Below are 16,290 nucleotides of genomic sequence, written 5' to 3'. Positions count from 1 at the left end.
ATAGGGAAAAGGATCGGCATATCTGCCAGACTCCCCGAGGCGCTCGTGTCGACGCACGCATCTGCCGCGTGCCGTTTCGTAGGCCGGAGCGCTTGTTAGCACAATCAGTGAGACCGGCTCGAGCGATTGCCGGCACCGATTGCCGGGCACTGGGCAGGCCGTGGCGATGCATCTGCTCAGGCGGGTTGCCAGTGCGGGTCGCGGCCAAGCCGAGCGAGGAGTCGGTCGGTTGCAGAGGCATCTCGGGCGACCTCGACAGGTGCGGCGCAGATGCCCTCGGAGTACAGGGCTTCGCCCCAGCCGTCGGCCGTGGTGTGTAGTGCCTGTGCCTCGTCATCGCTGATCGACCATTGCTGCCCAGTGGCTCGAGCCACGTCAGAACCGTGCACGACCAGGTCCCAGCCGTAGAAGTCCGCCATCGTGGCGCCGATGGTGGTGCGGCCGAAGTAGCCGTCGTACTCCCTCTCCGCGACACGGTCCTTTCCCAGCACGGCCACCACGTGGTCGAGGTGGGCGTTCCACGCGGCGGCGGGGTCGGCGAGGTCAGTTACCGGTCCGGCGTCCAGGCCCTGACCGGTCAGGAAGTCGCGCTGCGTGTCGATCACGTGAGCGACGACGTCTCGGACGCTCCACCCCGCGCACGGTGTCAGGGCGTCCCAGGCCTCGCCTGCGGCGGCGAGAATCCTGGTGAACCGGGCGGCCCGGTCAACGAAAGTCGGGGCGTGCTGATCCGGCGTGGTGGCCGATGTCGTCTGGGTCATAGGACAACCGTGACAGGACAGACGTCTCCGCCGCTTGTGATAATCCGACACATGCCTGCGCCCGAGATCCCGCGACCGGTCGACCCGGTCGATCGGGCACACCTGACGGGAGTCAGCCGGCCCTCACCACCTATACACCGCTACGCCCCGAGCGAGCATCTCGCCGACCTGGTCGCTCGTTACTGGATCCCGGTGTGGTCGCTAGCTGAGCCCTCCACGCAGAGCACCCTGCAGCACCCCGTCTGCCTTGTCGTCGTCAGCGACAGCTACGCCAGGCTGTACGGCGTGGCGCGGGGCAGTTCCAGCGTGTCGCTCGATGGTGAGGGCTGGGCCGTCGGCACCATGCTTGAACCGGCCGCCGGACGTCTGTTGCTCGGGCGGTCCGTCGCCGAGCTCACCGACAGGTGGGTCGACCTGACCGGGGTCGACGGCGTTCCCAGCAGTCTGGTGCCCGACGTGCGGGCCGCGATGGCGGCCTCCCCGCGCGATCCGGCCGCCCACGCAGCGGCGATCGCAGTGGTGGAGCGGTGGCTCACGGCCTACCTACCGGTGGACGAGCAGGGACTACTGATCAACCAGATCGTCACCTGGCTCCGTCACAACCCCGACGTGACTCGGGTCGAGCACGTGGCCCGCGAGTTCGGCCTCACCGAGCGCAGCCTCCAGCGTCTGGTGGAGCAGCGGGTGGGGCTGACCCCCAAGTGGCTGGTCAAGCGCCGGCGCCTGCACGACGCGGTACAGGCGCTCAAGTCCGGGAACACCACTCTGGCCGACGTGGCGGCCGAGCTCGGCTACAGCGACCAGGCCCACTTCACCCACGACTTCCGCGCGGTCACCGGGATGACGCCGGGGCATTTCCTGCGCGACCAGCGCAGCACGCCCCCGCACACATGAGCGCAAGCTCGACTGCGACCACTCCCGCCATGCCAAGTTCATCCCGTCAACGACGCGGTAACGCAGCGCGTATCCCGCCGGGACATAATTCGGCCTGGCTGTCGTGAGGGAAACATTCCTGCGGGCGCTCTCGGCCCAATCCTTTGTGCGCCAACTTCGTCCGTCAAGAACTGCCGGCATTCCGAGCCCGCTGCCCGGGAGCCCACAGCGGTTCTGCGACTCGGGAAGCACGGCCGTTCACCATCCGGTACTGCCGCCTGCAGGGTGTCCGTCTCCCACACGACTCTGTGGCACCGGTGTCACCTGTCGGTGCGGCAGTCCCTATCGATGGTCGCGCATCGTGGTGGAAGTGCGTGCTGGTGTGGTCTAGTTGTTGTCGTGGCGGCGTGGACTCGGGGAGCGATGACGTACGAAACGATGGTTCGCCAGGGGCTGTCGTCGCGCCAAAAGACCGGGGCAACCGATGCCGTGCGATCGGTGATGACACTGCAGGCTCAAGAACCGGCGTCCCTGTATCTTGCGCTCTGGAATCGCATCGATGGCTTTGAGGCGAGCGATCTTGACCGGGCGTTGGCCGACGGTGCGATCGTGAAGGCGTCATTGTTCCGGTTCACGCTGCACGCCGTCGCCGCAAACGACATCCCATGGGCAAGGGCAGCGATGAAGAGTCGAGCACACGACGCCGGGTACTACGACATCCTTGACGGCATCGGGCTCAGTACGGAACGGATCGAAGGACTCCTCGAGCGGCTGTCGAAGGTGATGGCCACACCGCACAGCAACGCCGACATGGAGCGGCTGCTCTCCGAGCTCGTTCCTGAGGCCGGCGACCCGGCGCGACTCTGGTCGGCGTTGCGAATCGTCGGCGCCTTCCGGAACGCCCCGACAGCCGACCCCTGGTCGTTCGGTCGACGTCCGGCCTTCCTGCCATGCAGGAGTGCCGCCGATGACGAACCAGCCGCAACCGCTGAACTCGTGCGTCGCTATCTCACAGCGTTCGGCCCAGCGACCATCGCCGACATGTCGCAGTTCACCATCCTCAAGCGGTCGGCCCTCCGGGAGGTGGTGAATTCGATGGCCGATGTTGTCGCTGTCGCTGGGCCGGACGGAGCGCAGCTTGTCGATGTGAACGGTGGCGAGCCCCAACCGGAAGCCGAAAGGGCAACGCTCCCGCCGCGCCTGCTGGGGATGTGGGACAGCGTGCTGCTCGCGTATGCGGACCGCTCGCGCGTGATCCCCGACGAGCACCGCCCGCACGTCATCCGACGAAACGGCGATGTCCTCCCGACCGTGATGGTGGAGGGTCTCGTCCGAGGTGTCTGGCGGGCCTCGGCTGACGCGATCGAAGTCCGACCGCTGGAACCGCTGGACGATGCAACCCTCGAAGATCTCAACGGCGAAGCGCGGAATCTGCGACGTTTCCTTGCCGACCGAGAGCCTGCGGTGTTCTCCCGATTCGGGAAGTGGTGGGATCGTTTGCCCGACGGTCCGACGATCACGATCGGATCTTGAACGCCGACAAGTCTGGACCCGCCAGCCACGGGCTCATCAAGGACGACGCCCGGTTCATGGACCCTCTGCCGCCGACACTGCTCCTGCCCGACGCCCTGACCGAGGACGTCCTGACCGAATTCGACCGGCCTCGCATGAGCAACGGCCCACCAGGACCGTGAACGGTTGACTAAAGCACCTTCGCGGCCTGGCCCTCGGCTTCCGCAACCTCACCAACTACGTCGCCAGAGCACTCCTTCAGACCGGCGGATTCAGGCCGCGACTACACCCTGCAGTTACATGCCCGATCACTGTAGTCACAGGACTCACCGGCACGCGGGCACGATCGCAGTGCACGCATCTGCCGCAAGTCGCGCGTTCACACCCCCGCGTCTTACCGCCGCCTGTCGGGCGCGCGGGATCAGCTGAGTTCGATCTTCAGAGGGGACGGGCTGCGGGGCCACCGGCGGGCTCGGACCCCCCTGATTCGGATCGACGAGTGACCCGCGGCGGGCGTCAGGTCGGTCGCCGCGCGGCCGCGGCTACCGCGGCCCGCTCCACCCCGGCACGCTGGCCCCAGGACCACCGAGCACTACGACCGGGCGCACGGCAACATCGACCGCCACGGCGTCCACTTCCTCACCGCCTACGTCGCCGGCGTCTGAGCCCGTCCATGCTCCACGGCTGGCGTCAGTTCCGCCCAGAGTGGGTCACCGGCGCGTCCGGTGGTGCGCGCGCCCCCGGTCTCATCCACACACCAGAGAGTCGTTACATCAAGACTCCGCCGAGTTGCGGTCGTCCGGCGATCTGGGGGCAAGAGCCCCGCGAGGTGGGGGCGAACGCCGCGGACGGTCCGAGATGCGAGGGCCATGCATTCACTTTCGCGCAACTCGACGATGTCTCTCCAGGCATTCGGCCTGCAGTGGCTCATCCTGCCCGCATCGACAGTCTAGAGCAGCGCCCCCGACACGCGCGGTTCGGCACGTAGGTGAATGTGCAGCCGTGCACAGCACGTTAAGGTAGCTACGATGGCGCGGACGCTCGGTGTGACCCCGCAGCCGATGACGCCCCAGCCCGGAGGGTAGCTTGCAGCATACGACTAAGATCTTTCGGCTCGCCGAAATGATTCGCTTGGTGGCCTCTGGAGGTCTCGCCCTGCCGGAGTTCCAGCGCGAATTTGTTTGGGATCCGAACCAAGTAGTTGAGCTCCTTGACAGCGTGGCACGTGGATGGCCCATCGGCTCCCTGTTGATACTCGAAGGCCCACAGCCGTTCGGCATCAAGAGCATCGCGGGGGGACCACCTGTTAGCCCGGGGGCGGTTCGTTACTACTTGCTAGACGGACAGCAACGCATAACCTCCTTGTACCACGCCCTGACCGACACAGGCGACTACGTCTATTACATCGACCTTCAAGACGAGGGTCACGAAGAAGAGGTCCCGCCTGTGCGTTGGGTCTCGCGAGCAAGAGGCATACCTTCCGGGCGGATGGCGTATGCAATAACGATTGCGGAACTATCGGACGCCAGGTACTTCGAAGAGTTCACCATGACCCTTCCACCCGCATACGCCGCACGCGCGCGGGAGGTCCGGAAGCGCAAGTTGGGGGCAATGATCGATGGAGAGTATGAGATACCCGCAACTCTCATGCTCCGGAACATCGAACTTGAGGCGTTAACAAGAATTTTTGAGACGCTCAATCGCACGGGGGTGCGCCTAGACGCTTTCGACCTAATGGTCGCCGTTCTGTATCCGGAGGGTTTTCACCTCCGTAATGAGTGGGAGCAGGCAATTTATGACTACCCAGTCCTGGAGATGCTCGGCGCGAGCGGTTTAGAAGTCCTTAAGTTAATCGCCCTATGGCGTCGTGACATGGATAGGTCCAACCCCAACATAAGGCCGAGCAGGCGAGTGACGGGTGTGCGACAGGGCGACGTATTGAAGGTTCCGCCTGAATTCGTCCGAGAAGCATGGCCAAGAGCCGTAAGTGCTTACAGCGAAGCTTTGGACTTCCTGTGGCAAGAGGGTGGAGTGAGGAGCGCTGACGGGGTGCCCTCGGCTGCAATGACGCTGACTCTTGCGTACCTCATAGATCGGGAACATCACAATTTGACCGTGCAGCAGTGGTACTGGCGCGCCATTGCCGACCAGCGCTACTTGCAGGGCGCCAATACTCAAGTCCTTGCTGACGTCGCCCCTCGTCATCCTCGAGATGACGAGCGCAACCGTGCCCTTGAACAAATGTCTATGGCCTTGCTTGAGCCAGTGCGACGCAATCGGATTCTGCGCATGGGAGTGCGGGGCCTATTGATCCGACACGGCGCTTTGGACCCACTCACCGGGAGGCCCATCGGCGGTCCGGCAGTCGATGTCTCGCTGCCGGACCTGTTAGAGGGGCGCGTTGTGATGCCCGTTGACAGGACGGCGGTCGAAATGCTCGTTGCGTCCAAGCGCTCAGTTTCGGACCTCAAACTCAGGCTCAAGCGGGAGTCCATAGAGTCGTTGCTGGATCCGAGCGCTCTTGCTAGTCAAATGCTGCCGTCGCTAAAAGAACTAGATGACGAACACTGGCGGCAACGCAGAGGTCGACGACTTCTGTCCTGGATGGAGGACTTACTGTGAGCAACTGGACCTGGGGCAAAGTGATTGTGTGGGGTCTCGTCGCTACCGTCGCGATCTGGATCCTAGGTGTCGCTCCAGCGTTATTGGCGGTCTTCGTCCTTCCTGAATCGAAACTCGCTCAGTATGGCAATGCTGGTGACATGTTTGGCGCTAGTTCTGCCCTCTTTAGCGGCCTAGGCTTCCTAGGTGTCCTGCTCGTCCTCTTTTTCGACCTGAAGGAGCGACGACGCGACTTGACGCACAGGAAAGAAGACTTCGTAGAACGCAAACGCAGTTTGACACCCCTATTAGTGCCGTCGATTACGGAAAGTGGAGCTCGAGTCGTCCGTGCGACTAAAGTGAGCGACACATACGCCGAAGCGTCACTTACTTTGAGCCTGCAAATTCAGAACGTGACCGACCAGCCGGCCATGAATACTTCTTTGAAGAGTTTCATCGTGGGTCAAGGAATGCCGGTCGTCAACACAGAAATCGACGACTCGCCTTTTGGTACAGGAGAAGCCGCAAAGCGATTCGCTAGCCTGCATTTTTCGGCCGCTGGTGGGGCTGCCGAGAAGATCCTGGAACGACTGGCAAGTGGGTCCAGTTTGACCATAGTCGTCATGCTCCAGTACGCAAGTATAAATGGCACGCGATGGGAATCAGAGGTCAGACATGAACTGTCCAGTCGCCCCAACGAGCGGACGCTTTTCCAAGGCATACTCGACGGAGACAAGGATTCGTATATCGAGGAGCGACCGGGGTTCAGTAGTGGGGAGGACATATTCTTAGGTTTCAAGGTGGTCCCCAACTCCTGGAAGCACACACCGTTGGATGAGGAGTAGTTGAGGGCTCACTGGGGAGCGGGCGGTGGTATGTGGCCTCTGAAGGGCGGCGCGCTATACCGACGCGCCATGTCGGCCGAGACGCATGAGTTCCTCCGTGGCCGCCCTGACATGGTTCGGAATGAAGACCACGAAGCCCGTGATGGCATCGATGCTCGCGGACGCACCGCGCTCACATAGGACTCCGAGCACGCCGGATCAAGCGCGCTCAGCTGTGGCCCGATCCGCGACATCCATGTCTGGGCGCCGTGCCCTTCACGAATCCCACCACGTCGGTACCTGCACAATCAATGACTTGGATATGGTCAGCAACCGCTAGACGTTGGAGCGTGCTTAACTGCCGCGCGGCGCGTGTCATACCGCCGCAAGTGACGCGGGCGGAGGACGCCGTAGATGCCGACGGCGACCGTGTCGAGATATGGGGTTGAGCCCCGGATTCCAAGGCCAGTGAGAACCGTCGAGGTGTGACTTGGGCTGCTACCGTCCGGCTATGAGGGCGTACGTCTTCCCCACTGATACTTCGTGGGCCCGCCACCTGGCAGCGCTGCAGGCTCAAGACCGGGCACAGACCGAGGCAAACTTTTGGGTGCCGAGCGGGACCGGTTTCAGCGCTCTCTCGCCTGGAGACCGGTTCTTGTTCCGTAGCAAAGCAGACGCCGGGGGACAGATCATCGGAGGGGCGCTCTTCGCGGACTACCTTCGGCTCCGTGTCAGCGAAGCCTGGCGGTTCTACGGTGAGGCGAACGGGACTGCGTCCATGGATGACCTCATGGGAAGCATCACTCGGTACCGTGCGAGAAACAACGCGGCTCCCGATCCGGATCCGGAGATCGGGTGCATCCTCCTGACCGACGTGACGTTTCTCCCGCCTGGTGCCGAGTTGCAGCTCCCGCGCGGTTTTCCCATGAACGCAACGAGAGGTCGTGGGTACACTCCTGATCACCCAGCGTGGACAGAGGTGGAGCAGATCTTCGCTGAGGTCATGCAGCGTGCGGGGGTACCCGTGCTGCGCCCAGAATCTGACGCCATGGCTTACCTGACTGGGATGCCGCGGCAGCGTGTCGACGGAGCTCATTGGGTGCGACGTGGTCAGAAGTGGTTTGCCACGAAGATGCTGACGACCTACCAGCGGACGTGCGCAATCACTGGAAGTCACATCGCACCGACACTGCAGGCCGCCCATATCCGGCCCGTCGCGAAGGAGGGTAGGCACCGCACTGACAACGGCTTGCTGCTCCGATCAGACGTGCACATTCTCTTTGATCAAGGGTATCTCGGGTTAGACGAGAGGCACCAGCTGCAGGTTAGTAGAAGACTCCGTGACGATTTCGGCAACGGGAGCGAATTCTATTCGCGAGCCGGTGAGGTCATTTCACTACCCGACAAGAGCGCGGACCGGCCGAGCCAGGAGTCAGTGACGTGGCACATGGACACCGTCTTTCAACGGTGACCCGAACACGATTTGGACGACGTCGGCGCAGAGGGCGCTCGTGCGGGCGACGGCTTCGCACACGGTGTCGTCGAAGTCAGCAGGTCGTGGTGGGCGCGGGCCAGGGCCCGGGCGGTCGAGGGGTGGTCGGCCACCTCCCCGAAGACGCCCGGGTGCTCCTGCAGCACGCCCCGGACGGTCGCGGCCACGAGGGCGCGCGTCGCGGGGCGGTGTCCGGCGCCGGTGAGCCGCGGCGCGGCGAGCTGCTCGGCGAGCCGGGGGAGGGTGGTGAGCCACAGGCCGGCGACGGCAGGCCGGTCGGGGTGGAAGCCATGGGCCAGGTGGCGGCGCGCGACGATGCCGGCGATGTTGCTGGGGACGATCACGGTGACGGGGTGGAGGGGGTCGTCCTGCTTCGGCTCGCCGACGATGGTCCTGAGCGCGTCGAGCGCGGGGCGGCCGTAGGTCGTCCAGGTCACGCGTGCCGGCACTGGGCTCCTCCTCGAGCGTCTGCTCGACACGGTACACAGCGGAGACGACAGTCTCCGGATGAGCCTGACCTGCCGGTCAGAGGGCGATGACGTCAACGTCGCTGACGGGTGCGGCGCCCCTGGCCAGCCGGCCGTCCCGGGTGATCAGAGGAGCGTCGATGCCCTCGGCCAGGACGACGTATGCCGCGTCATAGGCCGTGAGGGTGGACCCCAGGTCGAGCGCGCGCAAGGCGAGCGAATGGCGCAAGGGCCAGCGCTGCATCTGTAGGTCATCGAGGTCGCGCAGGGCATCGCGTGCGCGGCTGATGGACAGGTGACCCCCTAACACCAGTCCCCTGAGCGCATGGAGCACCTCGACGTCGACGTGGGCTGGTGCGTGCCACTGTCCAGCGGCGGCATCCGGCAGCGCTTCCGGCGCCAGAAAACCGGTCAGCAGGTCCACCAGGACCGAGGCGTCGATGACGCAGCTCATGCGTTCCGCGGGGTGTCGGCGTCACGCAGGCCGCGGATCAGGTCGGTGGAGGAGGCCGTGGCCCGCTCCGACCGCGCCGCCACCCGCGCGAAGACGTCGTCACGCTCGGGTCGCGCAGCCTCGTCCTCCAGCAGGCGTCGCAGGAGAAGGTTCAGTGAGATCCCCTGTCGCGCGGCCCTGGCCTTCAGCACGTCGCGCACGCTCTCGTCGACCTCGCGGATCTGTATGAGCACCGACATGCATTCACGGTAATGCAAAGTGCATGTTAGGTCACGTGCGTGGGCGCACACCGGGCGGTTCCCGGGCTCTCCTCCCGGACGACGCCGCGACGGCGGTCGTCCGCGGCCACCTCGACGTCAGCACGCGCGAGGGGCAGGTGGGTCTGTCGGTGCCGCCTGTCAGGATCACTCGTGTCAGACCGACCGCGACGACGGCGTCGTGGGGGCGACCCGAAGGAGCAGGGATGCAGAGGATGGGGAAGGTGGGCGTGCTCGTCAGCAGCGCGGCCGCACTGGTGATGCTGACCGGCTGCGGGGCGTCCGAGGCGCCCGACACGGCGGTGGCGACCACGGCGGTCACGACCGCGGACGACGCTCGGCTCGCCGAGGCGGAGCAGCGGGCGGAGAGGGCGGAGTCCGAGGCGGCCCAGCTGGCGGAGAAGCTGACGCAGGCGGAGGAGCGGGCGTCAGCGGCCGAGGCGGAGCTCGAGTCCGTCGCGGCCGAGCTGGCCGCGGCAGAGGAAGGGCTGACCGCGGCCGAGGAGGCGCTCGCGGCCTCGGAGGCCGAGGCTGCCGAGGAGGTGGCGGCGTCGGAGGAGCGACCCGCCAAGGCCGAGGAACAGGCCGGATCGAGCGGAACGCTGACCGTGGCCCAGGAGAACGCCGCCCGCTCGGCCCGCTCCTACCTGGACTTCACCGCTTTCTCCCGCAGCGGACTGATCGACCAGCTCGAGTTCGAGGGCTACTCGACGGCCGATGCCACGGCGGCGGTCGACAGCCTCGACGTCGACTACAACGAGCAGGCGGCCAAGGCGGCGGAGAACTACCTGGAGTTCACCGGGTTCTCGCGTTCCGGGCTGATAGACCAGCTGCTCTTCGAGGGCTACACGCAGGAGCAGGCGACCTACGGGGTTGACAAGACAGGACTGTGACGACCACAGCGCCGCGGTCGTCTCAGCGGGTGGCTCATCCGGGCGCCAGTGCCGCCTCGATCGTCTCGACCACCCGCGGGTCGGTCGGCTCGGTGCGGGAACGGAACCGGGCGACCGGCTCGCCCGTGCCATCGATGACCCACTTCTCGAAGTTCCACCCGACGTCACCGGCCTTACCGTCGGCGTCGGGCACCTGGGTCAGCTCGACGAAGAGGGGGTGCCGGTCCTCGCCGTTCACGTCAACCTTGTCCATCATCGGGAAGCTCACCCCGTAGGTCGCGGAGCAGAACTGGGCGATCTCCTCGTTGGTCCCGGGCTCCTGGCCGCCGAACTGGTTGCAGGGGACGCCGACGACGGTCAGGCCACGCTCGCCGTACTCCTCCTGCAGCTGCTCGAGGCCGGCGTACTGCGGGGTCAGCCCGCAGCGCGAGGCGACGTTGACGACGAGGAGGACGCGGCCGGCGTGCTCGCCAAGCGTGGTCGGCCGGCCGTCGAGGGTGGTCAGGGGTATGTCGTGGAGGCTCACCGGGCCACTGTAGGTGCGGTCGGTCAGCCGCACCTCCGACGCCGAGCGACGTCAGCCGGTGTCCCCCTCGAACGCGACGGTGACGCTCTCGTACTCCAACGCCCCGAACAACCCCTCCAGCATGGAGGTCGTGTTCTCCCTCGCCAGCTCGAGGAGCAGCCCCTCGTCCGCGGCCGCCGCCGTCATCTGCTCGACCGCCCTGAGCTGGGCCTCCCGCTCGAGCTCGGACCCCCTGAACCTGTTGATCAGCCCCTCGTCGTGCAGCACTACGTAGCTGTTCTCGAGGTCGAGCTCGGGCCGGTCGACGGTCGGCTGCGGGAGGGTCACCCGCACGGACCTGGCGTCCTCGGAGAGCACGATGCGACGCTCGTCGAGCTCCCCGAAGTCGACGACCGCGGCGACGTCCCCCTTGCCCACGTAGAGCACCCTCTCCCCGCTGAGGAAGTCGGGGACGAACCTCCCGCCGTCCTCCTCGATGTCGACGACGGTCTCGTAGTGCGCGCTGGCCGCGTGGTACTCGCTGAGGTCCGTCAGCGACTGGAGCACCGAGGCGCCGGTCCGGTCCGTGGTCGAGTCCCGGAACGGGTTGAGCTCGGGCCGCCACGCCGTCAGCGCCAGCACCACCCCCACCAGCAGAGCCCCACCGACGAGCATCCCCACCACCGACCTGATCAGCCTCATGAGCGCGCACGATAGCGGCCCCGGCCCGCGACGCAGGCCGCGTCGTGCGCCGTGATGCTCACGCCGAGGTCGAGGGCCCGCAGGGCGAGGAGGAGGTGCGCCGGCCACCGCTGGAGCTGCAGGTCGTCCAGCCGTACAGACCTCGAGCCCCCAGCTCGAGCGTGGGGGGTATGCCGTGCCGCCCGGCACGGGCGACCCGCCGCCCCACGCCGTGGTGCGTGGGGCGGCGGGTCCGCGGGTGCCTGCCCGGGTCGGTCCAGGGGGGCTGACTGCGACGCTCCTCGAGGAGCGCGTGCAGCACCTGGCTGTCGAGCTTGCGCAGGTCGTCGATGACGAGCATCTTCTCGATCTCCAGCAGGTCGGCCGTGGGGAGGGCGGCGATCCGGTCGAGCACGGCCTGACGCTCCTGGTCCATCGGCAGGTGGGGCGCCGGGGCCGCGGAGGCGGCGACCGCGCCCAGGTCGCGGCTGCCTCCGCCCTTGGGGACGGTCATCACGATCGAGATGATCGCACCCAGGACGAGCACGAGGTTGAAGAGCATGACCACCATGCCGGCCTGCCGCAGGTCCACGTTGGTCTGGTCGCCGATGAACTCCACCGTGTGGCCGAGGAGCAGGGTGTCGGTGCCGAGCAGACCCGTGAAGATCGCCAGCGACACGGCGGCCCCGGGCTGCTCGCGAGGCGCCGGGAGGTGGCGGCCTTCTCGCCCTGGGCGGCGCAGGAGGTGCTCGACGTCGACCCGCGGGTGTTCGCGGTCCGGCGGACCGGGGAGGGAGGGTCGAGCGTCGTCAGTCTCACCAACCTGACGGGGGACCCTGTCTCGCTGCCGTGGGCGGGCCGGGCGCGGGACCTCCTCGACGGCACCACCCTCGACGGCAGGGTCGAGCTCGACGGGTATGCCGTCCGCTGGCTCGTCGACGTCACCGGCTGAGCCTTCGCGGGCGAACGGCGCTCAGCACGCCGCCCGGCACGGCTGGCCGTGCGGTCGGTCGACTGACGCCCGTGACCGCGGCGGTTCATGGCCCCCAGAGGGGCCATGAACCATCACGGACGTCCCGCCGGCACGCCGCGGGACCGCGATCAGCCCGAGCTCCCGAGGTGTCGCCCCCCTCCCGCCTGTGCATCAACCCGCCCGGCAAGATGACTCCGTGGACGATCACGAGCTTCTGATCCGTCATGCCGTCGCCTGGGCGGACAAGCGACGCCAGCCGTTGGACCGCGACCTGCTGGAGACCGTCCTGCAGCTGCGCGACTTCCACGACGCGTCGGCGCCCCAGGAGTGGCCGGAAGGCAGCGCGGAGCACCTGATGCTGGTGCGATGGCCCTCGCACGGGCCCTCCGGCGTGCCTGACGTCGACGCGCTGGTGGCCACGCTCGACAGCTTCTGGCGGTTCCTGCGCGGGACCGGCCGGATGGCCAGGGCCTCCGCCGAGCCGCGCGCGCTCACCAAGGAGGCCCGACGAGCTGCCGTACAGATGCCGGAGGCGTGCCAGGACCCCGCCCGGCGCTCGGCGTCCAAGACCCTGATGGAGTTCGGCGAGAGCATCGGCCTGACGCTGGACGGCGCGGAGTCCGTCGAGGAGGTCAACGCACGGCTCCAGCAGATCATGCACGCCTGGAACGACCTGCCCGACGACCAGCGGATGACGCTGATGCCAGGGTCGGCGCACCACGGGAGCGTGCCTGGGGTCGCTGCCACCGACCTCGTCTCCTCCCTGCTCGACGACGAGGCGGATGAGGACGACGACCCGTGGGGGCTGGCGGACGAGAACGGCATGATCCCCTTCGCCGACCTGGCCGAGGTGGCTGCGGACGTGCGCGACGCCCCCTTCGTACACCAGTGCCGGCGGCTGGTCGAGTGGGTCGGCAAGGGTCGGGAGATCACCTACAAGGATGTCCTCCGGCTGGCGCCGGCGCGGGAGGCGTATGACGTGCTCCGTCTCGCCGCGTGGGAACGGGCCGACAGCAGCCTCGTCCTCGGCGGCGACCTCCTCGATTCCCCTCCCGAGGTCGAGGAGCTCTGGGCAGCGGCGTCACGAGACTCGTTCCGGAGTGCCGCGGACTGCAGGGCTCTGGACCGCCTGTGGGTGCCCTGCCTGGGTGCGGGCCTGCTGGAGCTGAGCCGGAGCCGCGCCTACGGGACGTGGGACGAGCCCGGGTCTGACGAGGAGTGGCGGCACCGCGGGGTCATGCTGGCCGGATCCGTCCTCATCAATCTGCCTCCGACCCACGTGGCCCCGGTCATGGGCGCGCTCATGCACCTTCTGGACCCGGGGCGTGAGTCAGTACCTCTGCGCGAGCTCGAGGAGTGGTGGTGGCAGAGCCCGCGCAACGCTTTCGCACATCTGGGGCAGGGAGAGGGTGAGGCGATGGTGCGCGGCTGGAGCGACCAGGCCATGCACCGCGCGTTGCACGAGATGGACGACCTGCGGGTGTGGCGCCGGGAGGGTGACCTGCTCCGGCCGACGGCCTTCGGCCACGACGTCGCGCTGCTGGCAGCCTCCTTGGCGGAGCAGGGGATGATCGAGGAGTAGCCCGCCTCCGTGCCAGGTCAGGGCATCCCCTCGAGGAACAGGGGGAGGACCGACTCCTCGTGGACCGGCCGTCCGTCACTCCCCAGGTCGGGCCTGGCGGATCAGTCGATCCCGGGTGCGATGGCGGTGAAACCCAGAAGCCGGGTGGCCCTCGCCAGCCGGTCGTCGTAGGTGACGACACCCTGCAGGTCGTCCTCGAGTGCCAGTGCGGCCGCCAGGTGCAGGGCGTCCAGCGAACGCAGGTCGGGCGGGTCGAGGCGCGCAGCGTCCTCGAAGATGCCGGAGCCGAGGCGTATCACGGTCAGGCTGTCCAGCACCATTCGGGCCAGCGGTGCCGCCTCGGGTCGCACCCGCCGGACAGCGCGCGCAAGCTCTGTGCGGGCGAGGTCCGAGGTCAGGAGCACGTCGTCGGTCGCCTCCATCCACCGGCGCAGCGCCTCGGACTCAGGCTCGGGGACGACCAGCTTCACGAGCGCGGAGGTGTCGAGGTAGTGGGCCATCAGAAGCGCTGGTCGTCCCGGTCCGCGCGCAGGGTCCTCGACAGCGTCGTGTCGACCGCGCCCTCGGGCCGAGGAAGATCGGCCAACGGGCGTCGCGGCGCGCGGGCGAGACCGGCGGCCACGAGCTCGTCGGCGCGGGTTGAGCCGAGGGGCACGAGACGCGCCACCGGCCTGCCGTGGTCAGTCACGACGAGCACCTCACCGTCAGCCGCCCGCGAGACGGCCGCTGAGGCGTTCTGCTGGAGCTGGCGAATACCGATCGAGTGCTGGGCCACGTCCACCTCCCGGATTTGTGCTACAGCGTAGCACCAGGAGGTGAGAGCGACTGCCCCGGACCAGCCCGCCGGGTCGGCGGTCAGGCCTGGTGACGCCGCTCAGCCGACGAGGTCGGAGATCGCACCCCAGAGCTGGTTGACGCCCAGCACGAGGAAGATCAGGGTCGTGATCCCCAGCGCGGCGTTGAGGTACCACTTGTTGGCCCACTCCTTGGGGATCCGCCGGCCGTTGAGCAGCCCGAGCAGCGTGATCGCCAGGAACGGCATGAAGAGGGCGCCGAGCACGCCATACGCGAGGATCAGCCCGATGGGCCGGCCGAGGAAGAGCAGCAGCATCGGCGGGAACGTCAGCCACAGCAGGTAGAACTTGAAGTACTTGCCGCCGACGCGGGTGTCGGGGTGGCCGGAGCCGATGCCGCGCATGTTGCCCCAGAAGTCGGCGAACATCAGCGAGACGCCGTTCCACACGCCGATGATCGAGGAGAACGCGGCGGCCCAGAAGCCGACGAGGAACCAGGTGCCGACCACGTCGCCGTAGCGCTCCTTGAGCACGTCGTAGAGGTCCAGCAGCCCCTCGTCGCCGGCACTGAGCGCAGCGCCGGCGGCGCGCACGACCTCCGCGCCGACGATGAGCATGGAGATGACGAAGACGCCGGTCAGGACGTAGGCCATCGTGTTGTCGATGCGCATGACCTTCATCCACTTGGGGGTGTACCACCCCTTCTCCCGCAGCCAGTAGCCGTACGCCGCGAGGGTGATCGTGCCGCCCACGCCGCCGGCCAGCGCGAGGGTGTAGACGAGGCCGCCCTCGGGGATGCGCGGGACGAGCCCGGTGACCATCTCGGGCACGTTGGGCACCGCGATCACCGCCAGTCCCACGACGGTCACGAACATGATCCCGACCAGGCCCGCGGTGATCTTCTCGAAGACGGCGTACCGGTTGAACCACACCATGACGAAGCCGAGCAGACCCATGGCGATCGCCCACACGGTCAGCGGCACCTGCGGGAAGATCGCCGCGAGCGGCAGCGCGGTGGAGGACATCGCCGAGGCGCCGTAGACGAAGCCCCAGATCATGATGTAGGGCCCGAAGTACCAGGTCGTCCACCGTCCCAGGCTGCGCCAGCCCTCGAAGATGGTGAAGCCGGTCGCCAGGGTGTAGCGCCCGGCGCCCTCGACCAGCACGATCTTGAGGATGACGCCGAGGATGACCGCCCACATCAGGGTGTAGCCGTAGCGCGAGCCGGCGGCCAGGGTGGCGACCATGTCGGCGGCCCCGACGCCGGTGGCGGCGACGACCAGACCCGGGCCGACGAGCTTCCAGCGGGCCTCCTTGCCCTCGTCGTCGTCGAGGGCCTCCTGGTGCCCGACCTTGCGTCCTGAGTCCTGGGTGCTCAACAGGGGCCTCCTGGTATGCCGTACTCGTGCCGCGGGGCGGGGCTACCCGGCGACTATACGGAGGGAGCGGTCCGGAGGCCCACCTGAAGCGGCGCCGGTCGGGACGGGTCTGTCGGTCGGCTTTCGTACACTTGTCGCATGTCGGTGGGATGGGGCGGTGACGTGATCCGCATCAGCTTTCAGGAGCTGGTGCGGGACGGTCTGCCTGCGGCCCGGACCCCTGGGGAGGTCGTGACGGCGAG

18 protein-coding genes and 1 pseudogene are annotated in these 16,290 nt (G+C 67.2%); 9 read left to right on the top strand and 10 right to left on the bottom strand.

Features of this window, described 5'->3' with window-relative positions; all coding sequences use genetic code 11:
• Positions 1-176: 176 nt before the first annotated feature.
• A complete protein-coding gene (locus D4B81_RS16840; protein WP_122263834.1) occupies positions 177-761 on the bottom strand; it encodes a TIGR03086 family metal-binding protein in 585 nt (194 codons plus the stop codon).
• 51 nt (positions 762-812) lie between these two features.
• Here D4B81_RS16840 and D4B81_RS16835 point away from each other — a divergent pair, with 51 nt between their 5' ends.
• From D4B81_RS16835 to D4B81_RS16815, 6 genes and pseudogenes are all read left to right on the top strand, one after another.
• The gene (locus tag D4B81_RS16835) at positions 813-1,655 is read left to right on the top strand and encodes a helix-turn-helix domain-containing protein (protein ID WP_122263833.1); all 843 of its coding nucleotides are present in this window, start codon (positions 813-815) and stop codon (positions 1,653-1,655) included.
• A gap of 402 nt (positions 1,656-2,057) precedes the next feature.
• Positions 2,058-3,167 carry a winged helix DNA-binding domain-containing protein gene (locus D4B81_RS16830; protein ID WP_161965255.1) on the top strand — a complete coding sequence of 370 codons (1,110 nt, stop codon included), beginning with the start codon at positions 2,058-2,060 and terminating at the stop codon, positions 3,165-3,167.
• Between the two features lie 104 nt (positions 3,168-3,271).
• Positions 3,272-3,438, top strand: a pseudogene (locus D4B81_RS16825) (transposase); the annotation flags it as partial.
• Positions 3,439-4,280: 842 nt separating this feature from the next.
• Positions 4,281-5,768 carry a DUF262 domain-containing protein gene (locus D4B81_RS16820; protein ID WP_161965254.1) on the top strand — a complete coding sequence of 496 codons (1,488 nt, stop codon included), beginning with the start codon at positions 4,281-4,283 and terminating at the stop codon, positions 5,766-5,768.
• On the top strand, positions 5,765-6,592 hold the full coding sequence (locus tag D4B81_RS18320; protein WP_161965253.1) for a hypothetical protein: 828 nt from the start codon (positions 5,765-5,767) through the stop codon (positions 6,590-6,592). The genes D4B81_RS16820 and D4B81_RS18320 overlap by 4 nt, the downstream gene beginning before the upstream one ends.
• A 490-nt stretch (positions 6,593-7,082) precedes the next feature.
• Positions 7,083-8,042: an HNH endonuclease gene (locus D4B81_RS16815; RefSeq protein WP_122263830.1), complete on the top strand. Its 960-nt coding sequence runs from the start codon at positions 7,083-7,085 to the stop codon at positions 8,040-8,042.
• Here the strand turns inward: D4B81_RS16815 and D4B81_RS16810 are convergent.
• The 3 genes from D4B81_RS16810 to D4B81_RS16800 all read right to left on the bottom strand — a co-directional run bounded on the left by D4B81_RS16810 (position 8,033) and on the right by D4B81_RS16800 (position 9,223).
• Complete coding sequence (locus tag D4B81_RS16810) at positions 8,033-8,512, bottom strand: hypothetical protein (RefSeq protein ID WP_122263829.1); 480 nt, start codon at positions 8,510-8,512, stop codon at positions 8,033-8,035. The genes D4B81_RS16815 and D4B81_RS16810 overlap by 10 nt on opposite strands.
• A 76-nt stretch (positions 8,513-8,588) precedes the next feature.
• Positions 8,589-8,984, bottom strand: a complete 396-nt coding sequence (locus tag D4B81_RS16805) for a type II toxin-antitoxin system VapC family toxin (protein WP_122263828.1) — start codon at positions 8,982-8,984, stop codon at positions 8,589-8,591.
• Complete coding sequence (locus tag D4B81_RS16800; protein WP_122263827.1) at positions 8,981-9,223, bottom strand: FitA-like ribbon-helix-helix domain-containing protein; 243 nt, start codon at positions 9,221-9,223, stop codon at positions 8,981-8,983. The genes D4B81_RS16805 and D4B81_RS16800 overlap by 4 nt, the downstream gene beginning before the upstream one ends.
• A gap of 224 nt (positions 9,224-9,447) precedes the next feature.
• Between D4B81_RS16800 and D4B81_RS16795 the strand changes: the two genes are divergently transcribed.
• Entirely contained in the window at positions 9,448-10,134 is a 687-nt protein-coding gene (locus D4B81_RS16795) for an Ltp family lipoprotein (protein WP_202613746.1), read from the top strand.
• A 34-nt stretch (positions 10,135-10,168) separates the two neighbouring features.
• Here D4B81_RS16795 and D4B81_RS16790 read toward each other — a convergent pair whose 3' ends face one another.
• From D4B81_RS16790 to D4B81_RS16780, 3 genes are read right to left on the bottom strand one after another with little or no spacing between them, the layout of a single operon-like run.
• A complete protein-coding gene (locus D4B81_RS16790) occupies positions 10,169-10,660 on the bottom strand; it encodes a glutathione peroxidase (protein ID WP_122263836.1) in 492 nt (163 codons plus the stop codon).
• A gap of 51 nt (positions 10,661-10,711) precedes the next feature.
• Complete coding sequence (locus tag D4B81_RS16785) at positions 10,712-11,341, bottom strand: DUF4230 domain-containing protein (protein ID WP_122263826.1); 630 nt, start codon at positions 11,339-11,341, stop codon at positions 10,712-10,714.
• A gap of 58 nt (positions 11,342-11,399) precedes the next feature.
• Positions 11,400-11,999 (bottom strand): hypothetical protein, encoded by a 600-nt coding sequence (locus tag D4B81_RS16780; protein ID WP_122263825.1) that lies wholly within the window; start codon positions 11,997-11,999, stop codon positions 11,400-11,402.
• Positions 12,000-12,032: 33 nt separating this feature from the next.
• Here D4B81_RS16780 and D4B81_RS16775 point away from each other — a divergent pair, with 33 nt between their 5' ends.
• Both D4B81_RS16775 and D4B81_RS16770 read left to right on the top strand, forming a co-directional pair.
• Positions 12,033-12,272, top strand: coding sequence for a Beta-galactosidase C-terminal domain (locus D4B81_RS16775; protein ID WP_122263824.1), 240 nt, complete (start codon positions 12,033-12,035; stop codon positions 12,270-12,272).
• Positions 12,273-12,489: 217 nt separating this feature from the next.
• The gene (locus D4B81_RS16770) at positions 12,490-13,875 is read left to right on the top strand and encodes a hypothetical protein (protein ID WP_122263823.1); all 1,386 of its coding nucleotides are present in this window, start codon (positions 12,490-12,492) and stop codon (positions 13,873-13,875) included.
• A gap of 101 nt (positions 13,876-13,976) precedes the next feature.
• On the opposite strand, the gene D4B81_RS16765 is transcribed toward D4B81_RS16770, so the two are convergent.
• The 3 genes from D4B81_RS16765 to D4B81_RS16755 all read right to left on the bottom strand — a co-directional run bounded on the left by D4B81_RS16765 (position 13,977) and on the right by D4B81_RS16755 (position 16,048).
• A complete protein-coding gene (locus D4B81_RS16765) occupies positions 13,977-14,375 on the bottom strand; it encodes a type II toxin-antitoxin system VapC family toxin (protein WP_122263822.1) in 399 nt (132 codons plus the stop codon).
• Entirely contained in the window at positions 14,375-14,650 is a 276-nt protein-coding gene (locus tag D4B81_RS16760; RefSeq protein WP_097187105.1) for a type II toxin-antitoxin system Phd/YefM family antitoxin, read from the bottom strand. The genes D4B81_RS16765 and D4B81_RS16760 overlap by 1 nt, the downstream gene beginning before the upstream one ends.
• Positions 14,651-14,749: 99 nt before the next feature.
• Entirely contained in the window at positions 14,750-16,048 is a 1,299-nt protein-coding gene (locus D4B81_RS16755; RefSeq protein WP_202613745.1) for an Nramp family divalent metal transporter, read from the bottom strand.
• Between the last annotated feature and the right edge of the window lie 242 nt (positions 16,049-16,290).

It is taken from the genome of Ornithinimicrobium cerasi, from assembly GCF_003702705.1.
Classification (GTDB): Bacteria; Actinomycetota; Actinomycetes; order Actinomycetales; family Dermatophilaceae; genus Ornithinicoccus; species Ornithinicoccus cerasi.
The sequence above is the reverse complement of the archived record's forward strand: the minus strand, read 5'-3'. Positions and strand labels throughout refer to the sequence as shown.

Coding starts and splice junctions, on each gene's coding strand:
- D4B81_RS16805 (WP_122263828.1), bottom strand. CDS start 8,984: ATGAGCTGCGTCATCGACGCCTCGGTCCTGGTGGACCTGCTGACCGGT.
- D4B81_RS16795 (WP_202613746.1), top strand. CDS start 9,448: ATGCAGAGGATGGGGAAGGTGGGCGTGCTCGTCAGCAGCGCGGCCGCA.
- D4B81_RS16840 (WP_122263834.1), bottom strand. CDS start 761: ATGACCCAGACGACATCGGCCACCACGCCGGATCAGCACGCCCCGACT.
- D4B81_RS16785 (WP_122263826.1), bottom strand. CDS start 11,341: ATGAGGCTGATCAGGTCGGTGGTGGGGATGCTCGTCGGTGGGGCTCTG.
- D4B81_RS16830 (WP_161965255.1), top strand. CDS start 2,058: ATGACGTACGAAACGATGGTTCGCCAGGGGCTGTCGTCGCGCCAAAAG.
- D4B81_RS16815 (WP_122263830.1), top strand. CDS start 7,083: ATGAGGGCGTACGTCTTCCCCACTGATACTTCGTGGGCCCGCCACCTG.
- D4B81_RS16800 (WP_122263827.1), bottom strand. CDS start 9,223: ATGTCGGTGCTCATACAGATCCGCGAGGTCGACGAGAGCGTGCGCGAC.
- D4B81_RS16765 (WP_122263822.1), bottom strand. CDS start 14,375: ATGGCCCACTACCTCGACACCTCCGCGCTCGTGAAGCTGGTCGTCCCC.
- D4B81_RS16835 (WP_122263833.1), top strand. CDS start 813: ATGCCTGCGCCCGAGATCCCGCGACCGGTCGACCCGGTCGATCGGGCA.